The 17,813-nt window shown below is 71.1% G+C and carries 10 protein-coding genes; 2 read left to right on the plus strand and 8 right to left on the minus strand.

The features are described from left to right. Positions 1-69 precede the first annotated feature (69 nt). From CA984_RS16640 to CA984_RS16670, 7 genes are all read right to left on the minus strand, one after another. Complete coding sequence (locus CA984_RS16640; protein WP_133061691.1) at positions 70-9,732, minus strand: WXG100-like domain-containing protein; 9,663 nt, start codon at positions 9,730-9,732, stop codon at positions 70-72. Between the two features lie 115 nt (positions 9,733-9,847). Beyond that, the gene (locus CA984_RS16645; protein WP_086573203.1) at positions 9,848-10,183 is read right to left on the minus strand and encodes a hypothetical protein; all 336 of its coding nucleotides are present in this window, start codon (positions 10,181-10,183) and stop codon (positions 9,848-9,850) included. Between the two features lie 4 nt (positions 10,184-10,187). After that, entirely contained in the window at positions 10,188-10,592 is a 405-nt protein-coding gene (locus tag CA984_RS16650; protein WP_086573205.1) for a YbaB/EbfC family nucleoid-associated protein, read from the minus strand. Between the two features lie 227 nt (positions 10,593-10,819). Beyond that, positions 10,820-11,212, minus strand: a complete 393-nt coding sequence (locus CA984_RS16655; RefSeq protein WP_086573208.1) for a hypothetical protein — start codon at positions 11,210-11,212, stop codon at positions 10,820-10,822. Continuing rightward, the gene (locus CA984_RS16660; protein ID WP_086573223.1) at positions 11,209-12,135 is read right to left on the minus strand and encodes an SseB family protein; all 927 of its coding nucleotides are present in this window, start codon (positions 12,133-12,135) and stop codon (positions 11,209-11,211) included. The genes CA984_RS16655 and CA984_RS16660 overlap by 4 nt, the downstream gene beginning before the upstream one ends. Positions 12,136-12,271: 136 nt before the next feature. Then, on the minus strand, positions 12,272-13,135 hold the full coding sequence (locus CA984_RS16665) for an SDR family oxidoreductase (protein ID WP_086573210.1): 864 nt from the start codon (positions 13,133-13,135) through the stop codon (positions 12,272-12,274). A gap of 59 nt (positions 13,136-13,194) precedes the next feature. Beyond that, positions 13,195-14,001: a class I SAM-dependent methyltransferase gene (locus CA984_RS16670; protein ID WP_086573212.1), complete on the minus strand. Its 807-nt coding sequence runs from the start codon at positions 13,999-14,001 to the stop codon at positions 13,195-13,197. A 193-nt stretch (positions 14,002-14,194) separates the two neighbouring features. On the opposite strand from CA984_RS16670, the gene CA984_RS16675 reads away from it, so the two are divergent. Next, positions 14,195-15,928, plus strand: coding sequence for a pyruvate dehydrogenase (locus tag CA984_RS16675; RefSeq protein WP_086573214.1), 1,734 nt, complete (start codon positions 14,195-14,197; stop codon positions 15,926-15,928). A 131-nt stretch (positions 15,929-16,059) separates the two neighbouring features. Further along, on the plus strand, positions 16,060-17,121 hold the full coding sequence (locus CA984_RS16680; protein ID WP_242675994.1) for a DUF2293 domain-containing protein: 1,062 nt from the start codon (positions 16,060-16,062) through the stop codon (positions 17,119-17,121). Positions 17,122-17,580: 459 nt separating this feature from the next. Here CA984_RS16680 and CA984_RS46235 read toward each other — a convergent pair. Then, a partial coding sequence (locus CA984_RS46235) for a hypothetical protein (protein WP_165781284.1) occupies positions 17,581-17,813 on the minus strand: 233 nt, incomplete at its 5' end.

Below are 17,813 nucleotides of genomic sequence, written 5' to 3' on the forward strand. Positions count from 1 at the left end.
CGCCGGCGCCGAACTGGACGGGCCCGCCCGCGGGCGGGCCCGCCGGGCACGGACGGGCCGCGAGGTCGATCACCGCGACTTCGGACGGTCCGGGACGACCAGCTCCAGGTCGACCGGCAGGGCCCCGGGGTCGGAACCGATCTTCTCCCGGTTGCGCTCCCAGATGTCCTTCCAGTAGCGGCCGTCGCCGTAGGCCTCCTCGGAGATCTCCCACAGCGTGCTGTTCGGGCCGGTGGTGACGGTATGACCGCCCCCGGACGGTGAGCGCGCCGGCTGCACCGGCGGGGACGGCCGCACCGGCGAGGACGGCTGCGCCGACGGCGCGTCGCCGCTCGGGGAGGGCGACGGGGACGGGGTGCCGGAACCGGGCGCCTGCGGCGTGGTGCCGGACCGCGGGCCGGGCACCCGTGGTCGCCGCCCGCAGACGCACGGCTCGTCGGGCGGGCAGAGGCACGGCTCCTCCTCTTCCTCCGGCGGCGGAGGCCAGCCGGTGGTGTTGGAGAGCCGGCGCATCCGGTCCCAGAACTGGGATTCCCAGTGACTGGGCGGGACGGTCCCGCTGTCGGGCCGGTTGAGGAGGTTCGCCAGCGCGCCACCCGGCCCCGGCACCGTCTGCGGCCCGGTCTCCCATGGCGGCACCGGCGGGACCTGACCGCGTTCACGCAGGTCCTCCGCCACCTTGTTGAGCTGCTGCGCCAGGACGTCACGCCGTTTCTCCATGGCGTCGAGCTGCTCCTCCAAAGCGGTGCGCCCCTGCCCCGGGGTGCCGAGCTGTTGTTCCAAGGAGCGGATGCCCGTATCCGCCTTCCGCCACCGCTCCGCCAGATGCCGGTACTCGTTGTACCGTGCCGCCACGTACTCGCTCCGCGTGCCGGTCAGGGGTGCCAGCAGGAAGCGGCGGATCACGCCCTGGCGCGGCGCGGACGCCGCCCGCGCCGGCGCCGAGCCCGTCGCGCTCGGCTGGAAGGTGCTGCCACTCGGTCGTGCCGTGCTCGGCTGCTGCGGCGCCGCCGGGCCGGCGGGGCCCTGCGACGCGGCAGACGGAGCAGCGGGACTCTGCGATGCGGTGACAGACGCGGCGGACGGAGCGGCGGGGCTCTGCGGCACGGCGGCGGGCGCGGTGGCGGGCGTGGCGGGCGCGGCGGCGGACAGCGCCTCGTGGACCCGTCCGGCGAAGTCACCCTCCTCCGGCGAGCGGTTGTGCAGCGCGCGCAGGTCCACACCGGCCTGGTCGGCGAGGGTCACCAGGTCGGGGGCCAGCGTGGCGAACGCCGAGGCGAACCCGCCGTCAGGCACCTCGCTGTACAGCGCGCCCTTGGGGGTGGCGCGGTAACGGCGCACGGTGCCGCCAGGTTCACGCAGCTCGACGAGGACGTCGGTGAGCAGTCCGTGCGCCAGCAGCCGGGCCTGGGTCACCTGGCCCATCTGCCCAGGGGCGGTCGCGTCGACGGTGAGCAGGATCGGCGTGCCGGGCGTCCAGCGGCCGGTCAGGCTCCACTTCGCCGTCTCGACGATCCCCTGGTTCAGGACGTCGAGGGTGACGCCGGAACCGGGCTTGCCCTCGGCCTGCGCGATCTCCATCGCCTGGGTGGTCAGCGTGTCCAGGTCGAGCGAGGGCAGGGTCGCCGCCGGCGGCCTGCTCCGCCACCGCGCCCGCCAGCCGGGGCGCTCGGTGGTGCCGGTGGTGCGGGTGGTGCGGGTGACCTCCGGATCGCCGAGGTTCCAGCCCCACCGGCGCCGGCCTTCGTCGCCGCGCCGTGCCTGCGCCTCGCTCAGCTCCTGCTCGAACACGGTCAGGTCGGCCTTGCCGGTCGCGGCGCCCGGCACCTCGATCCGCAGCTTGGGCGCCTTGGCGCCACTGGCCTTCACGGTCCTCAGCTCGGCGGCGAGGTCGAACACCAGCGGCACCTCGGTGCTGGCGCCGGTGCCCCGCTTGAAGACGCTGCGCTCGACGCGGATGCCGAAGCCGACGGAGGTCCGGATGGAGGCGGTCCATCCGAAGAAGCGGCCGACCTTCAGCCCGATGATCCCCAAGGCTCCCTTGAGGGAGAACCTCAGGCCCTGGTTGGTCGCCACCTCGGTCACGTGCTGGATCCGGCGCACCCGGCCGATCTCGGTGTTCTCCCGGCCTGCGACGGTGACGTGCACGTCTTCGGGCCGGGCCCGGACGGTCACATCCACCACCGTGCCAGGCTTGTTCGGGTGGGGGACGCGGATCACCAACCCCCCGTCCTTCTGGAGCATCTGCCGGAAGTTGGCGGCCTCCTGCATGTCGTTCAGGTTCTGCTCCAGCGTCGCCCGGGCCTTCCGAGCCGCCTTCGCACCGAACAGCTTGTTGTCCGCCAGCAGGTTCTGAACGGCGGTCAGCAGCCCGTCGGCCTGCAGATTGTCCACTTTGTAGGAGGGCGGCAGCGTGAACGGCCGGGGGTCGGGGACCCGGGTCCCCTCCGTCGCCCCCACCATCTCCTGCGGTATGAACCGGGTCATCTCTCCCTGCAGTTCGACCACGACCGGCTGGCGGGCCTCGCCGTGCTTCCCCTGCTCTCCCGTGGCCGGTTCCGACCCGGTGTTCTCTCCGATCGTGATGGTGACCCCGACCGCGTGGCGGACCTTGGCCAGGCCCTCGAACGCGGCGCTCCGCTCCAGCTCGGTCCACTGCTCGCTGTTGGTCGCCGAGCGGGAGCGGCTCCGGCCGGCCTCCACCGCGCCGGAGGGGTCGATGCTGACAGCGGGATATCCCACCGAACCGCCGGGGCTGACGCCGCCTCCCTGCGAGATGCCGGCCGACGCGGACACGCTCCTGTTCTTGTAGGTGTAGCCCTGCATGATCAGGAGGACGTCGCTGAGGCGGCCGATCACCTCGACCGGCCCGTCGCCGAGGTCGATCTGCAGCCGGATGGGGATCTGGCCGATGTCCCGCACCTGCTGGGACTGCGTGTGCCCGTTCGAACCGAGCATGTTGACGATCTTTCCCCACCAGCGCCTGCCGGCGAAGTCGCCGAACAGGCGGCGGCGCAGCGCCGGATTCGAGGCCAGGGCACCCGGCGCGTAGGCTTCGACGGCCTCGAGTATCGCGTTGTACACGTCGGTCTCCGTGCCGTTCTGCGTGCGCAGGACGATCCGCTCGGGCCAGGACTGGCCCATGCGCTTGCGGACGCCTTCCGGGAGCTCCGCCAGCTCCGGATTGGCGATCCTGTCGCGTTCCTTGGCCAGCAGGCGAGCCAGTCTCCGGCCGGGGTCGGTCTCCCGTCTGAGGCTCTCGTCCTGGTTGCCGAACGACTCCATGAGCCGGTCGAGCAGCGCATGCGGCGTGTGCCGGGCGGCCAGCGCGGGCAGCGGGTCTCCGGAGCCGCGGGCGACCTTCAGGTCGTGGAGGTAGCGCTGGACCAGCAGGGCCTGCGTGTCGCGCTCGAGCTCCAGCTTGCCGTGCATGAACGCTTCCACCACGTCGGACACCCGGTCCAGCGGAACTGGGATCTTCCCCTGCGCGTACAGACTCAGGACATCACGTTCGGGCTTGCTGTACTGGTACGTGCCACCGGTCGTGGTGATCGTCTCGGAGTTGTCCGTGCCCACCTCGCTGATGACGACGGTGGTGCTCAACTCCGCCGCGAACATGACCTTGCGGCCGACGTCGATGGGCAGGCCTTCCGCCCCTGTGATCGGGGTCGTCGACTCCGAAGTGCCGTGGTTCACCGAATGGGACCCGTCGGCCCCCGCGCCGATCTTCGGGGTCTCGGCCTGGCTCGATCCTCCCGAGACGGAGGCGTTCCCCGCGTGGCTGGTCTGCTCGCCGACGGACGTGGTGTCACTGGTCAGATCGAGCCCGATGTGACTGGTCAGCCATTTGCCTCCGGTGACGATCTGCGACTCGCCCAGGTGACCGCGGAGCGACACCGAGAAGCTGCGCCGCCCAAAGCCCTCCGTGTCCACGATGATCTCGATCTCGTAGTCGCTGTTCAGGAACTCGGAGTGACCGATGAGGCTGTCGACGCTCAGAGCCTCGACGAGGACGTGGAACGCCGGGGTGCCCGGCCGTATGCCGGTCTTCTCGCTGATCTTGTTTATCAGGTCGGCGTTCGCGCCCAGGTCCAGGCCCAGCGATATGGTCTCGGCCATGAGTTCCCCGGAGGTCGGGATCGTGGCCGTGGACCGCGAGATCCCGTCCTCGGACAGCAGGTCGCTGGGGATCGCCTGCTCCATCCGCACATCCGCGGAGGCGACCTCGTGCACCTGTCCGTCACCCTGCACATGGGTGACCGTTATCGTGTCCGTCTCCTCGATCTCCGCCGTGAGCCCCCCCAGACCTTCCAGCAGGATCACTCCGTTGGCGGTGCCGCCCTTGTTCTCGGAGGTGTTCTTGCTCTTGCCTCCTGTGTAGCCGGCGCCGCCGGAGGTGGTGGACTCCCCGTCGCCGGACTTGTGGTCGACACCCGGCCCGACGCCCGCTCCCCAGGAAGTCGACTCGCCGCTCGAACTGCCGGCGGTGTCGGAGCCGATGTAAAGCGTGACGACCGTCTTGGCGTCGGTGTGCGAGACGTATCTCCTGGTGTGCCACTTCCGGTCGACCTGGACGTGCAAGGTGAGATGCTCCGGCGGCTGGCCGGTCCGCTCGTGCGTGAAGTACAGGAAGATGCCGTTCTGGACGGCCTGGTTGTAGTGGGTTTCCAGCCGGTCCTTCAGCTGGTTCTCTATGAGGTCCATCATGGCCTCTTGGCTGGCCCGCTCCACCGGGTCGGACGACGGCACCGGGTTCTGCTCCCCGTTGCCGTCCAGCTTGGGCAGCATGCCGTTCTTGCGAAGATACGTCGCCACCTTGCGCTGGAGCTCGGTGATGTCGGTCTTCAGCTCCGCGTGCCCGAATCCGATTCCGCGCACCTGGCCGGGCCCGTCGCCCTGCCAGGTCGGAGCCTCGCCCTTCCGGCCGGGCGGCGGCGCGGGCGCGGAGTCGTCCTGCAGCATCAGCGAGCCGTCGGGGTGCCGGCGCTCCACGCCGGAATCGTCCCGTACGATCGCTTGCTTGTCGAAAGGGAGCCCCGCGGCGGCCGCGTCACTCTGCGATATCTGCACCGTCGCCTTGATCGCGGCGCTGATCGGGGGGATCGGCTTGTCCTTGCCCTTGTCGTGGAGTGTGCCCTCGACCTCCAGCTCCACGTCGAACGTGTTGACCTGGTTGTGCCCGGACTTCCGTCTCACGATCGGTGTGATCGCTGTGCCACCCGCGCTCAGCCCGACCGACTTCGACCCCGAACGGGAGCCGTTGACGGCCACCTTCGCCCCCAGGCTCTTGAACCCGTGGTACAGCTTGGCAAGCATCTCGCCGGAGAACTTGGCACCCAGCGCGCCGTTCACGTTCCGCGACCGGTTGGCCCCCTGCCCCACCGACGCCGCGGACATCGGGACGCCCACATCCTCACCGAGCTGCTTGGAACTGGCCGTTCCGTCCACCTGCGCGGCCAGCCTCACCCTCCCGTCGGGGGTGGACTCGTACTTGAGCCTGCCCTTCAGCACGATGGTCAGCTCCGGGTGCCCCGGGACACTGATGGTCTGCCGCAGTCCTTGCGGGCTGTTGACCAGTTCGGCCAGCTGGGCCGGCGTCTTCCCGACGATGAAGGTGCGTATCTGCTCCTGGGCCAGGCTGTTGCGGGCCAGATCGGGTGCCTGGGAGAGCAGCTCCGTCCTGAACTTTTCGAGCACCCCTTCCAGACCTTCGACATCGATGGGCGCGTTCGTCGGAAGCGGCGGCGCCTTCCCCGGCTCGAAGGTGAGCTGGGCGGTTTCCTCGGGGCCGTGCTCGATGTGAGCATGCGAGACCGCCATCTCGACCCTCGTCGCGTCGCCGGCGTAACCGTCGACGACCCGCACGACCGACCTCCCACCGGTCTCTCCCGGGGCGACGACCTCGAACTCGTACTCGGCGAGCCCGTCGTACACCGATGAGTCGCCCCGGTTGTCCAGGACCGGGCCGTTCCGCACGAACCCGGCGAAGTTCATGGAGGCCGACTCCCCCCGGCTACGGCCGTAACCGCCGCCGAATACGACGCGCGGCCCTACCGACTCGACCACCTGCCGGAAGCCGTTCTCGGCCGGCAGCGCCTTGACCAGGGTTCCGAGCAGACCCGGCACGTCGACATCCCCCGACCAGCCGCGGCTACGTCCGCCGTTGGCCGATACGCCGTGGCTGCCCTGGATGAAGCGGCCGGTCATCGCCTCGGAGATCGTCCAGCCCATCGAGCGGAGGACCTCGACGAGATCACTCACCCGCATCTTGACCCTCAGCTCGACGCCCCTGACCCTCACCACCGCTCCGTCGGGGGACAACATCTGGCCGAACTCCGTCTCCAGCACGCTCTCCAGCTCGGCGACGGTGTACCGGTAGTCGACCCCCTTGGCGGCCAGCGCCTCATTGACCTTCTCGGTCATCTTGGTCATGTACGGCAACGCGCCGACCGGCAGGCCGGCGGGCAGCATGGCCGTCGACGGCATCGCCTCCTTCATGGCCTTGTGATATTCGGTGAGCCGGGATTCGGCCTCATGCGCGAGCCGGGCGACCCGGGCGGCCAGCGGGCCGGCAAGGCTTGTCCGCTGGTGGGCGGTCAGCCGTCCCAGAGCGGCCGACGTCGCCGCCAACGCCGAACGCGCGGCCTCGGCCTGGACGCGGGCCTGCTCGTATCTGGCCGCGATCCGCAGATCCCGGGCTGCGGACTCCTGATCGGCCTTGGCCTGTGCGCGGGCCTCGTGGCGCCGCTTCGGTGCCCCGCTGTCGCGCTCCCCGTCGAGCGGCTTCCCGTCCCGCTCCGCCTTCTCGGCGGCCTCCACCTCCGCGAGCGCGTCCTTGGCGCGCTTCGTGGCCTCCCCGGCGCTGCGCGCCCTGGACTGCCTGTGTTCCTTCAGGGTGCTCTCGGCCTGCGTCAGGGACTCGGTCAGCTCCGTCACTCGCCCGGCCAGATCGGAGATCGTGGAAGGCCGCGACGACGTTCCCGGTCCGGCCGGGTTCGAGGCCGTCCCGGCCAGCTCTGCGACGAGCTCGTCGGCCTTCCGGACGATCTCCTCGGCCGTTTCGACCTGCCGCCCCGGACGGAGCGCGGCGTACTCGTCCGCCGGTGCGCCTGCCGGCTCGTTCGCCTTGTTCGCCTCGGTGACCAACTGGCGCGCGCCGTCGGTCAGCTCGGACTGGTCCAGACCGTTCGGATTGTCCAGGACGATCTCCGTGGCCACCCGCAGGGCCGCGGCGCCGGTCTCGGGAGCCGCTTCCGCCAGGAAGTGGAGCCCCTGGATCGCTCCTTCCAACGCCGGCCGGCCGTCGGCCCGGGCGATCTCGATGCCCAGCCAGGCGGCCGCCTCCGCGCGCAGCCGGTGCGGGCCGACGCCGTCGCCGGCCCGGGTCTCCAGCCGTTCCCTCACCAGGCGGAGGGTGGCGGCGGGGAGATGGACGACGCTCCCGTCCGCCCTGCTCAGCCGCACATGGCCGCCCTCTACCAGCAACGCGTCGAGACCCAGTTTCCCCATGACGTCGGCCATCGCCGATTCGGCGAGCTCCGTCCTGGCCGTGGGACCTGTCGCGCCCTGCCCGCTCGGCGGGCCGGCGACGCCCTGCGGGGTCGTCTGGGCCTGCGGGGTCGTCTGGCCCTGGGTGGTCGTGGCGGAGACAGGCCCCGCGCCCTGAGACGACGCACCCTGCGCGGACGGACCGGCCACGGCCTGCCCGCTCTGCACGGTCACGCCTGCCCCGGACGGATCCGATCCCGTTGGCGCGACCTGTGCGGCCTGCGCGGGGGAACCGGACACACTCGTCCCGGACGGATCCGGCCCCACCTGCGCGGTCTGCGCGGACGGAGCGGACGTGCCCTGCCCGGCGGTTCCCGGCTGGCCTCCCTGCGCGGCCGCAGCCGACCCCGATGGATCCGGCCCCGTCTGCGCGGTCTGCGCGGACGGAGCGGGCGTGCCCTGCCCGGCAGGCACGGACCCGGCCTGGCCACTCTGCGCGGTCCCGGGCCCGGTCTGGCCACTCTGCCCGCTCTGCGTGGTCCCGCTCGGGCTGCCCTGCGCGGCCGTACCCGGCCCGGACGGGTTCGCCCCCGCCTGCCCGGCCTGCGCGGACGGACCGGACGCGGTCTGCCCACCCTGCGCGGTCCCGGACCCGGTCTGGCCACTCTGCCCGGCAGGCACGGACCCGGCCTGGCCCCCCTGCCCGCTCTGCGTGGTCCCGCTCGGACTTCCCTGCGCGGCCGTACCCGGCCCGGACGGGTTCGCCCCCGCCTGCCCGGTCGGCGCGGACGGACCGGACCCGGCCTGCCCCGCGGACGTCGATCCGGCCGGGGTCGTCCCCTGCGTGGCTGCGGCCGGTCCACCCGACGTGGGCCTGGACGGCGGCGCGGCCTGCCCTCCGGGCGCCGCCTGGCCGTTCGTGCTCTGGGCTCCGCCGACCACCGCCGGGTCGCCTCCGGCGGACGGCGTGCCGGTCGGAGACGTGCCGCCTGTGGGGGCGGCCGGGGCGGTGGGGTCCGGCGGTGGAAGGGTCGCGGTCGCGAGGTTGGTGGTGTTCGCCGCCGTGGTCGCGTCGTAGGAGGCGAAGGAGGCGGCGAGGCCGCTGTGGAACGTCGCGACGGGCGTACGGACGGCCTGAATGACCGCCCCGTTGAACGGGCTGAGCGAGCCGTACCGGCCGGCGGCGCCGGCGAACGCGCCGATGCCGCTTTCCCCTGTCGGGAGCACGAGCTGACCGTGGCCCAGGCCGACGACCATGCCTCCACCGGCCGAGGCGATGACGTTGACCACGCCGGCCTGCGTGATGCCCTGCAGTGTCCGGCCGGTGAACCCCCTGGAGGCCGTGCCACGGCCGAACAGTCTGGACACCACCGGGGCGAACTTCATACCGAGGGCCCCACCAAAGCCCCCACCCACCAGCGAGTCTATGAATCTCCGCTGGTCGACCCTGTCCCGCGTTCCGCGTTCTTTCTGGTCCAGCTGGGCCTTCCCATCGATGACGCCCTCCTCGGTGGCCTCCTCGGCGATCTCCACCGCGTAGGCTTTCTTGCCGGCACTGCTGAGGATCGTCCGGGTGGAAGCGTTACCCGCAGCCGCGACCCGCTGGGCGGCCGGGAGGATCGCCTTGGCACCGGCCGAGTGTCCGGCCGCCGCGGCGAGCCGCCGGAGGATCGTGTCGATGTCCCAGCGCGTTTTCTTGGCGATGAGCACGATGAGCCGGGCGGCCATTCCCCCGGTGAAGAAGACGGCGACGAGCCCGATGAAGATCGCGATCAACGAGATCCAGAACGCCACGTTGATCGAGAGCTTGGAGTACTGCGTCTCCAGTGCGAAGTTGCCGAGCTTGGCGGCGTAGGCGGAGGCGTTCTCCTTCAGGACGGGAACGCCCGAGTCCGGCGCGTAAAGGGATTCGAGCTTCGCGACGGAGTTGTCCGTCGGGGGCGCGTCCCACTTCTGCAATACCCTGTCGATTATCGGGACGACGTCCTCGGCATGGGAGTTCAGGTCGTTCGCCAGCTCGTGCCAGAGCATCCGCAGCCGCCATTGCGCGCTCTCGCTGCCTTCGGGCCACATCTGGCCGGAGGAGAGCAGCGCGACCAGGGTGTCGGCCCAGGCCGGCAGGCTCTCCCCCCACGCGGGTGTGACATCGGTGGCGAAGCCGTCGCCGGGATCCTCGGCGAGATACCCGCCGGAGGCGGCCGAGGTGTTGCCGGAACTCGTGCTGGAACTCGTGCTGCCGCTCACGCCGCCCCCGTTCTGGATTCCGTCGTCCGTCGGGCGCACGCCGACCGGCCGGCGTGCTCACGTGCCCTCATCCCGCCGGCTGCGAGGAGAGCGGCTCAGCGTCTGGTCGTGTTCCCTATCTTTGAAGGTTGTCCATCATCAAGCTCTGATCATGGTCCGTGCCGAGGGAGTTCGTGATGGCCTCGCGGATCCGTGCCGGCTCCGCGGCGACATCGGCGATGATCTGGCCGCCATTGGTGATCATCTGCAGGAGGGTGCCGCCCTGGTAGTACGACGCCTGGAACGCCAGGCCCGGGGTGTCGGCGCCCCAGGTCGAGGAGTCGTTGAGCTGCTTGATCTTGGCCATCCTCTCCTTCCACATCGCGTGGACGTCGGACGCCACCCGGTCCCACCGGTTGAGCTCGACGGACACCACCGGGTCGATGTCGATGTGGTCGGAGTCGTTGGGCACGGGGTCACCTCTTCCCGAGCAGCTGGCTCGCCATCTGCTCCAGCACGCCCTGGAGGTCTCCCTCCAGGTGCGCCTTCATCTGGTCGCCGGGGACCAGCGGTTCGAAGAGCTCGATGACCCGTTCCTGGGCCTTGGCCGCGGCGCGGTGGATGGTCTCCGCGATGGAGTCGGCCAGCTGGCGGGCGTCCGGTTTGCGGTAGATGCGGGGGTCGATGTCGAGCCGGACGAGGTCACCGCGCGGCCCGACCGTCGCCGATATCAGCCCGTCGGGCGACTTCTCCGTCACCTGTACGGCTCGCGCCTCTTCGTGCAGCGCCGGAGCCTCGTCCCGCAGTCGATTGAAGGTGGTCCGCAGCTCGTCGGCGTAGGCCCGCATGCCCGCCACGTCCACCGGTTCGAACTGCTCCACGCCGCCCCCTCGCAACGCCGACGGGTTCACCCAGCAGCACCGCGCGACCCCGATTTAACACAGGCAACACCTGTAGTTAACTTTCTGGCATTTTGGCACTCCCGAACGATCTTCTGCAAGGGTAGTTTCCCTACCAATCGCGACAAAAAATCACATACCGGCCTAGCTGACCAAGTTGTGACATAACACCACGCTCTTCCCCGGCTCGTCTCGGTGACCGGGTGCCGTCACAGGGCCAGGAGCACGACGTTCTCGCGGACCCCGTCCACCTCGTGACCCGGGACCCAGCGCCGGTAGACGCCCCGCTCGACCCGCTCCATCCCCAGTCCGAGAGCGACCGGCACCAGCCCGCCGACGTACTCGACGAGCAGTTCGCCGTCGCGCTCGTCGCATACCTGGCACGCCGCGCCGCGCCACTCGCAGACCGTCGTGACGGAGTAGACCGCCTGGCAGTCCTCGGCCGGAACCGGCCGGACGTAGCAGCCCGGCGCCAGCTCCTCGAAGCCCTCCGCCGGCTCGGGGCTCCGCAGCCGGATCCACAGCCGGTCCGGATGCTGGTCGAGGCCGGCGGGATACTCGGCCCCCTGCCACCGTGCCCGGTAAAAGTGCCGCCGCGTCACGGGCCCTCCGATCCGTGCCCCTGGCCGGGAGCGCCGGCCGGCGCGTCGGGGATCAGCATCCACTGCCCCAGATCGGCGTTGTACATCGCGCGCCGGCGCTCGACCCCTTCGACGGTGAGCTCGCTGATCTCGGCGCCGTACGGCAGCTCGACCCCGTCGACCTTGTACTCGCGGATCAGCTGGTCGACGTTGGGCACCAGCCCCATGCCGATGAACGGAGGTTCCTCGATCACCCACCCGCCCACCGCGGCCATGGTCTCCTCGTCGACGCCGCCGTACGGGGTGCGGTAGAGGTCCGGCCCGACCGCGTACCACCGCAGGATGACGACGGACCCCTCGTCGGTCACCATCTCCTCGGCCGACTGCCCCAGCGCGTCCACCAGCACGGTCGGCGTCGCGATATGCGCGACGTCCAGAGCGTGGTGGCAGTAACCGGAGACCCGGGACCCGCCGTCGGCGAGGTAGGCGTGGACGTCGCGGGGGCGGAGCAGCTTCTGCACGACCGCCACTCCGGACTCCGGCTCGGCCTCGCGGTCCTGGACCAGCGACGGCACCGCGAGCCTGGCCACCGCGCCGGACTCCAGGAAGAAGTGGACCGGAAGGCCGGGATTGACCGCCAGCCCCCAGCGCAGGTCGGGCCAGGCGGCCGCCAGATCGAGCAGCGAGACGACCCGGCAGTGCCGGATGGCGCCGCCGGTCCCCGTCCGCATCGCCTCGATCGAGGTGTAGACCAGCATCCATGTCCGCTCGTCGTCGGCCTCGACCGGCCAGACGGCCGGTTCGCGCCCCTCCGCGGCGGCCGGAGTGATCGGCAGCGCGAATTCCGCATGCCGCAGCATGCTCAGGCAGAGGACGAGATCACCGGCCGCGAACGCCGACCCCAGATGCTCCTCGAACGCGTTCGCCGGCTCCCATTCCCGCACGGCGACCACCCTATGGCGTCACGTGCCGAGACGGCGGACGGGCCTCCGGCACGCCGGACGGACGCGCCGCTCGCCCGCACGCCGTACGCCGCCTTCGCCGGCGACGGCTCCCGGCGGGGTGGCCGCCGGCCGTGGTTCAACCCGGGAGGGTCTCGCCGCCGATCGGGGCGAGGACCTCACCCGTGTAGTAGGACGACAGCCGCTCGGACGCGAAGAAGACGTACGACGGCGCGATCTCATCGGGCTGGGCGGGCCGCTTCATCGGCACCTGCTCGCCGAACTTCTCGACCTTCTCCTCGGGGAAGGTCGCGGGGATCAGCGGCGTCCAGACCGGGCCCGGCGCCACCGCGTTCACCCGGATGCCCCGGTCGACCAGCGTCTGGGCGAGCGAGTAGGTGAGCGCGTTGATCGCTCCCTTGGTCGCGGAGTAGTCGATCAGCGTCTTGTTCCCGCGCAGCCCGTTGATCGAGGAGGTGTTGACGATCGCGCCGCCGTCGGGCATGTGCGGGAGCACGGCTCTGGTGACCCTGAAGTATGAGTGGATGTTCACCGCGAAGGTGTGCTCCCACTGCTCGTCGGAGAGCTCCTCAAGCGACTCCACCGGCGTCTGCGTGGCGACGTTGTTGACCAGGACGTCGATCCCTCCGAACGCGGAGACGGCCGACTCGACCACCTCCCGGCAGTGGTCCGGGCCGGCGAGGTCGCCCGGGAGCAGGACGCAGCGCCGTCCCTCCTTCTCGATCAGCCCCTTGGTGTGCTCGGCGTCGCGATGCTCGGTCAGATAGGCGATGGCGACGTCGGCCCCCTCCTTGGCGAACGCCACCGCCACCGCCCGCCCGATGCCGGAGTCGCCTCCGGTGATCAGAGCGCGCTTGCCGGAGAGGAGATCGCGGCCGACATAGTCGCGCATCTCGTCCCTGGGTTCCGGAGTCATCGCCCCGCTCTCCCCGGGGTAGGCCTGGGACTGGGGCGGAGGCGTGCTGCTCTGTTGCTGTGACATACGGTCCGCCTACCCGGCGGCCCGTGCGCCAGTCCCCGGAATTCGCAAACGTTCCGAGGTCACAGGCTCCTGCGGGCGAGGACCGAGTGGACCGCGAACGAGACCGCCCTGAACCCCGGGTCCGCCATGACCGCCCGGACGTCACCGAGCTGGGACCTGGTCATGCCCGCCTCCAGGAAGCGCTCCTCCAGGTGGAGGCTGTTGCTGGTGAGCAGGCCGATCCCGGCGGAGCCCGGACCCCACACCTCGGTCCGGCACTCGGGGTCGACGCCGACAAGGCCCGCCTCGCTCATCGCCTGCGCGGCGGACGCGCCCCATGTCGGATCGCTGCCGGCGGCGCCCAGCACCCGCGCCATGGCGGCGATGTAGGTCTCGTACAGCTCCCGCGCCCGCCGGTCGGGGGTGAGCAGCGGCGACCAGTGGCTGATGTCGATCTCGTCGACCTGGAGCCAGCCCCCCGGCCGCAGCGCGGCGCGCAGGCGCTCCAGCACCCGCTGCCGCTCCGGCAGATGGCTCAGCACGAGCCGTACGTGGATCAGGTCGAACTCGTCCGGCGGCAGCGGGTCGTCGACGATGTCGTGCCTGACGACGGTGAGCCCAGGACGGGCGGGGATGAGGCCGGGCTTGATGTCGGTGGCGAGCACACGGCCGGTCGGCGCCACCCGCTCGGCCAGCCACAGGGCCACGCTGCCGCCCCCCGCTCCGACCTCCAGGCAGTTCCAGCCGTCGGTGACGCCGGTCTGCCCGAGCCGTTCGGTGGTCATGGGATCGAGGAGTTCGGCCAGATACCGGTGCTGGTCGGCGGAGTGGGTCCCGTCGTTGTCGAAGACGTATTCGGACGTGATCGCAGAGCTCTGCCCGGTCACGCACTTCCCTTCCCGAGAGACGTATGATCCCGCCCTCGCATGCTAGGCGTTGACCACCCGGGGCGTGCGGCTTTGCCCATGCGGGCGGATCGGCGCGGTGAGGTCTCCCGCCGGCCGATCGGCCGCCTCCCGGGGGAGTGACTCGGCGAAATCCGGTGAGGTACCCCGATGACGCGATAGGCGAGGGGGGACCATGGGCACCGTTGCGGAGCAGTTCATCGAGGTGTTGCGGCAGGCCGGGGTGGAGCGGGTCTACGGGGTGGTGGGCGACAGCCTGAACCCGGTCGTGGACGCGATCCGCAAGACCGGCGGCATCGAGTGGGTGCACGTGCGCAACGAGGAGGCCGGGGCGTTCGCCGCCGCGGCCGAGGCGCAGGTCACCGGCCGCCTGGCGGTCTGCGCGGGGAGTTGCGGGCCCGGTAACACCCATCTGGTCCAGGGGCTCTACGACGCCCACCGGAGCGGCGCCCCGGTACTCGCCCTGGCCTCGCACATCTCCAGCGCGCAGATCGGCACGGGGTTCTTCCAGGAGACCCACCCGGACCGCCAGTTCGTGGACTGCAGCGGCTACTGCGAGATGATCGGCAGCGCCGAGCAGATGCCCCGGGTGCTGCGCATCGCCGTCCAGCACGCGATCGGCCACAGCGGCGTCGCGGTCGTGGTGCTCCCCGGCGACGTGGCGGACATACCGGCCGCGCACGGCACCGGCACCCATGATTTCCTCACCCGGCAGGGCACGGTCCAGCCCCCTTCCGACCAGGTGGCGGAGCTGGCCACGGCGCTGAACAGCGCGGAGAAGGTCATGCTGTTCTGCGGCGCCGGGGTGCGCCGCGCGCACGAGGAGGTCATGTCGCTGGCCGCGCGCACGCTGGCCCCGGTCGGGCACGCGCTGCGCGGCAAGGAGTGGATCCAGTACGACAACCCGTACGACGTGGGGATGAGCGGGCTGCTCGGCTACGGCGCGTGCTACGACGCCATGCAGGAGGCCGACCTGGTGGTGCTGCTCGGCACCGACTTCCCCTACGACGACTTCCTGCCGGGCAAGCGGACGGTCCAGATCGACCACGACCCCGCGCAGCTGGGCCGCAGGACCCCGCTGGAGCTGGCCGTGCACGGCGACATCCGCGAGACGCTGCTCGCGGCGCTGCCCCAGGTCGCGCAGAAGACGGACCGGCGCTATCTCGACAAGATGCTGTCCAAGCACGTGAAGACGCTGGACAACGTCGTGAACGCCTACACCCGCGACATCGAGCACCACACGCCGATCCATCCGGAGTACGTGGCGAGCGTCGTGGACGAGCTCGCCGCCGACGACGCGGTGTTCACCGTGGACACCGGCATGTGCAACGTCTGGGCGGCGCGCTACCTCACTCCCAACGGCCGCCGCAGGGTGATCGGCTCCTTCAAGCACGGGAGCATGGCCAACGCGCTCCCGCACGCCATCGGCGCGCAGCTCGCCGATCGCGGGCGGCAGGTCGTCTCGCTCTCCGGCGACGGCGGCCTCGGCATGCTCATGGGCGAGCTCCTCACCGCCCGGATGTACGACCTGCCCATCAAGATCGTGGTTTTCAACAACTCCTCGCTCGGCATGGTGAAGCTGGAGATGCTGGTCGACGGGCTGCCCGACTTCGGCACCGACGTCACGCCCGTCGACTACGCGGCGATCGCCGCCGCGATGGGGCTGGGGTCGGTCCGGGTCGAGAAGCCCACGCAGGTCCGCGAGGCGCTGGCCACCGCCTTCGCGGCGCCGGGGCCGTACCTGGTGGACGTGGTCACCGACCCCGACGTGCTCTCCATGCCGCCGCGCATCACCGCCAAGCAGGTCAAGGGGTTCGCTCTGGGGGCGGGGAAGGTCGTGCTGGCCGGCGGGGTGGGACGCATGATCGACATGGCCAGGGCCAACCTGCGGAACATCCCGCGCCCGTGAGCGCGGCCGGAAGCGCCGCCGGGACATGGACGCCGCCTCCCCGGGCCGTCTCCCCGTGCCGGGCGCCTGAGCCGCGCCGGTACGTGAGTACGCCGGCTGCCTGAGCGCGCCGGGTACGGCAAGCTGATGGGGTGAGCAGACTTGAGCGCCGGATCGTGGAGGCGGCGGAGGCCGCGCTCGCGCAGCGGAAATACGTCACCGCGATCGATGTGCTGACCGGGGTCCGCTGGCTGCACGCCCGGCACGTGGACACCTGGCGGCAGGGCCGGGTCGCCGTGCTGGAGGAGCTCTCGGCCGTGGACGGCGCGAAGATGGCCGACGCGGTGGCCGCGCTCCGGCGCTGGGCACTGGCCAAGGGGCTCACCCCGAGCGAGACCGCCTACGTGTCCGGCGGCCGGGACCGGGGAGAGCTGCGGTTCGTCGCCGACGGGGACGACAGCGCCTTCCGGGTCCACTGGATCTCGCCGGACATGAGCGAGTCCCGGCGGCGGCAGCTCGCCGAGCGGCAGAGCAAGGCTCCCGACCTGGTGGTGGTGGAGCAGCAACAGGCGTGGCAGTGCGCGGGCTGCGGCGACACCGGCCCTTATCTGATCATGGAGAGCACCGGGCCGCACTGCCTGACCTGTGCGGACATGGACCACCTCGCCTTCCTGCCCTCGGGCGACGCGGCTCTCAGCCGGCGGGCGAAGAAGGAGAGCGGGCTGGCCGCCGTCGTGGTCAGGTTCAACCCGCGCCGCAAGCGCTACGAGCGGCGGGGCGTCCTCGTCGAGGAGGCCGCGCTGGCGCTGGCCGAGGAGCGGTGCCTGGCCGACGAGGAGGTACGGCTGCGCCGCCGCGAGCGGGACCGGGAGCGGCGGGCCGGCGAGGACGTGGAGTTCCAGGCCGGGATGGCCATGGAGATCACCCGGATGTTCCCCGGCTGCCCGCCCGAGCGTGCCCAGGAGATCGCCCGGCATGCCGGCCAGCGGGGCAGCGGCCGGGTGGGCCGTACCGCCGCCGCCAAGGTGTTCGACGCGAACGCGATCACGCTGGCGGTGGTCGCCTCGGTGCGGCACCTCGACACCGACTACGACCGGCTGCTGATGTCGGGGGTGCCCCGTGCCGAGGCCAGGGACCGGATCCGGACGGCCATCGACCGGGTCCTCGACCGGTGGCGCACGGCCGCCGGCGCCCCCGCGCGATCGGCCCCATGAAGAAGCCGACGCCCGCACCCGATCGGCCCCGTGGAGAAACGGCGTGAGGTCGTCCCCGCCGCCACGCCGGAGGTTCCCTGCCGGATCAGACCGCAGAATGCCGGACGACTCGGCATAGAAACCTTTTCACCGGCACTTTCCCTTTTTAGGGGACTGCGGGGCGGCGTGGCATCGCAAGGCCCCCATCCACGACTGTAAGCATCCTTACTGTCACGTTGAGTTACTCGACGGGCGAGTATGGGCCGTATTCCGGCCAGCGAGTCAGTCGCGGCCGCGGGCCGCGTTCCGAAAGGAACGGAATCTCTATGTTCACGCCCAATCCCCGAATGAACGCCACGGCCGCGCACATCCGGCCGAAGAGGCGCCGTCCGTCCGCGGGGGCGGTGACGCTGACCTTGGCCGGATCTCTCTCCATCGCTCTCACCGCCTCCGTGGCCGGCTCCGTGTCCGCCTCCGCCGTCACCTCTCCGTCCCAGGGGATCCTGGCCGCCGCCACGACCCGCCCCTCCACCCCCTGTCCCTGTCGATCTCGGAGCCCTTCTCCCTTTCGATCTCGACCTCGAAGTAGACGCGGTGCTGCCGCCTGACCGTCGCCGTCATCGAGCCGCCGGGGCCGTCGATGAAGTGGGTGCGGGGGACGAAGAAGTTCCTGGGCTCGAAGTCGTGGAACCTGAAGAAGTTCCTGGGCGAGC

Source organism: Streptosporangium minutum (genome assembly GCF_002149035.1).
In the GTDB taxonomy this organism is placed as follows: Bacteria; Actinomycetota; Actinomycetes; order Streptosporangiales; family Streptosporangiaceae; genus Streptosporangium; species Streptosporangium minutum.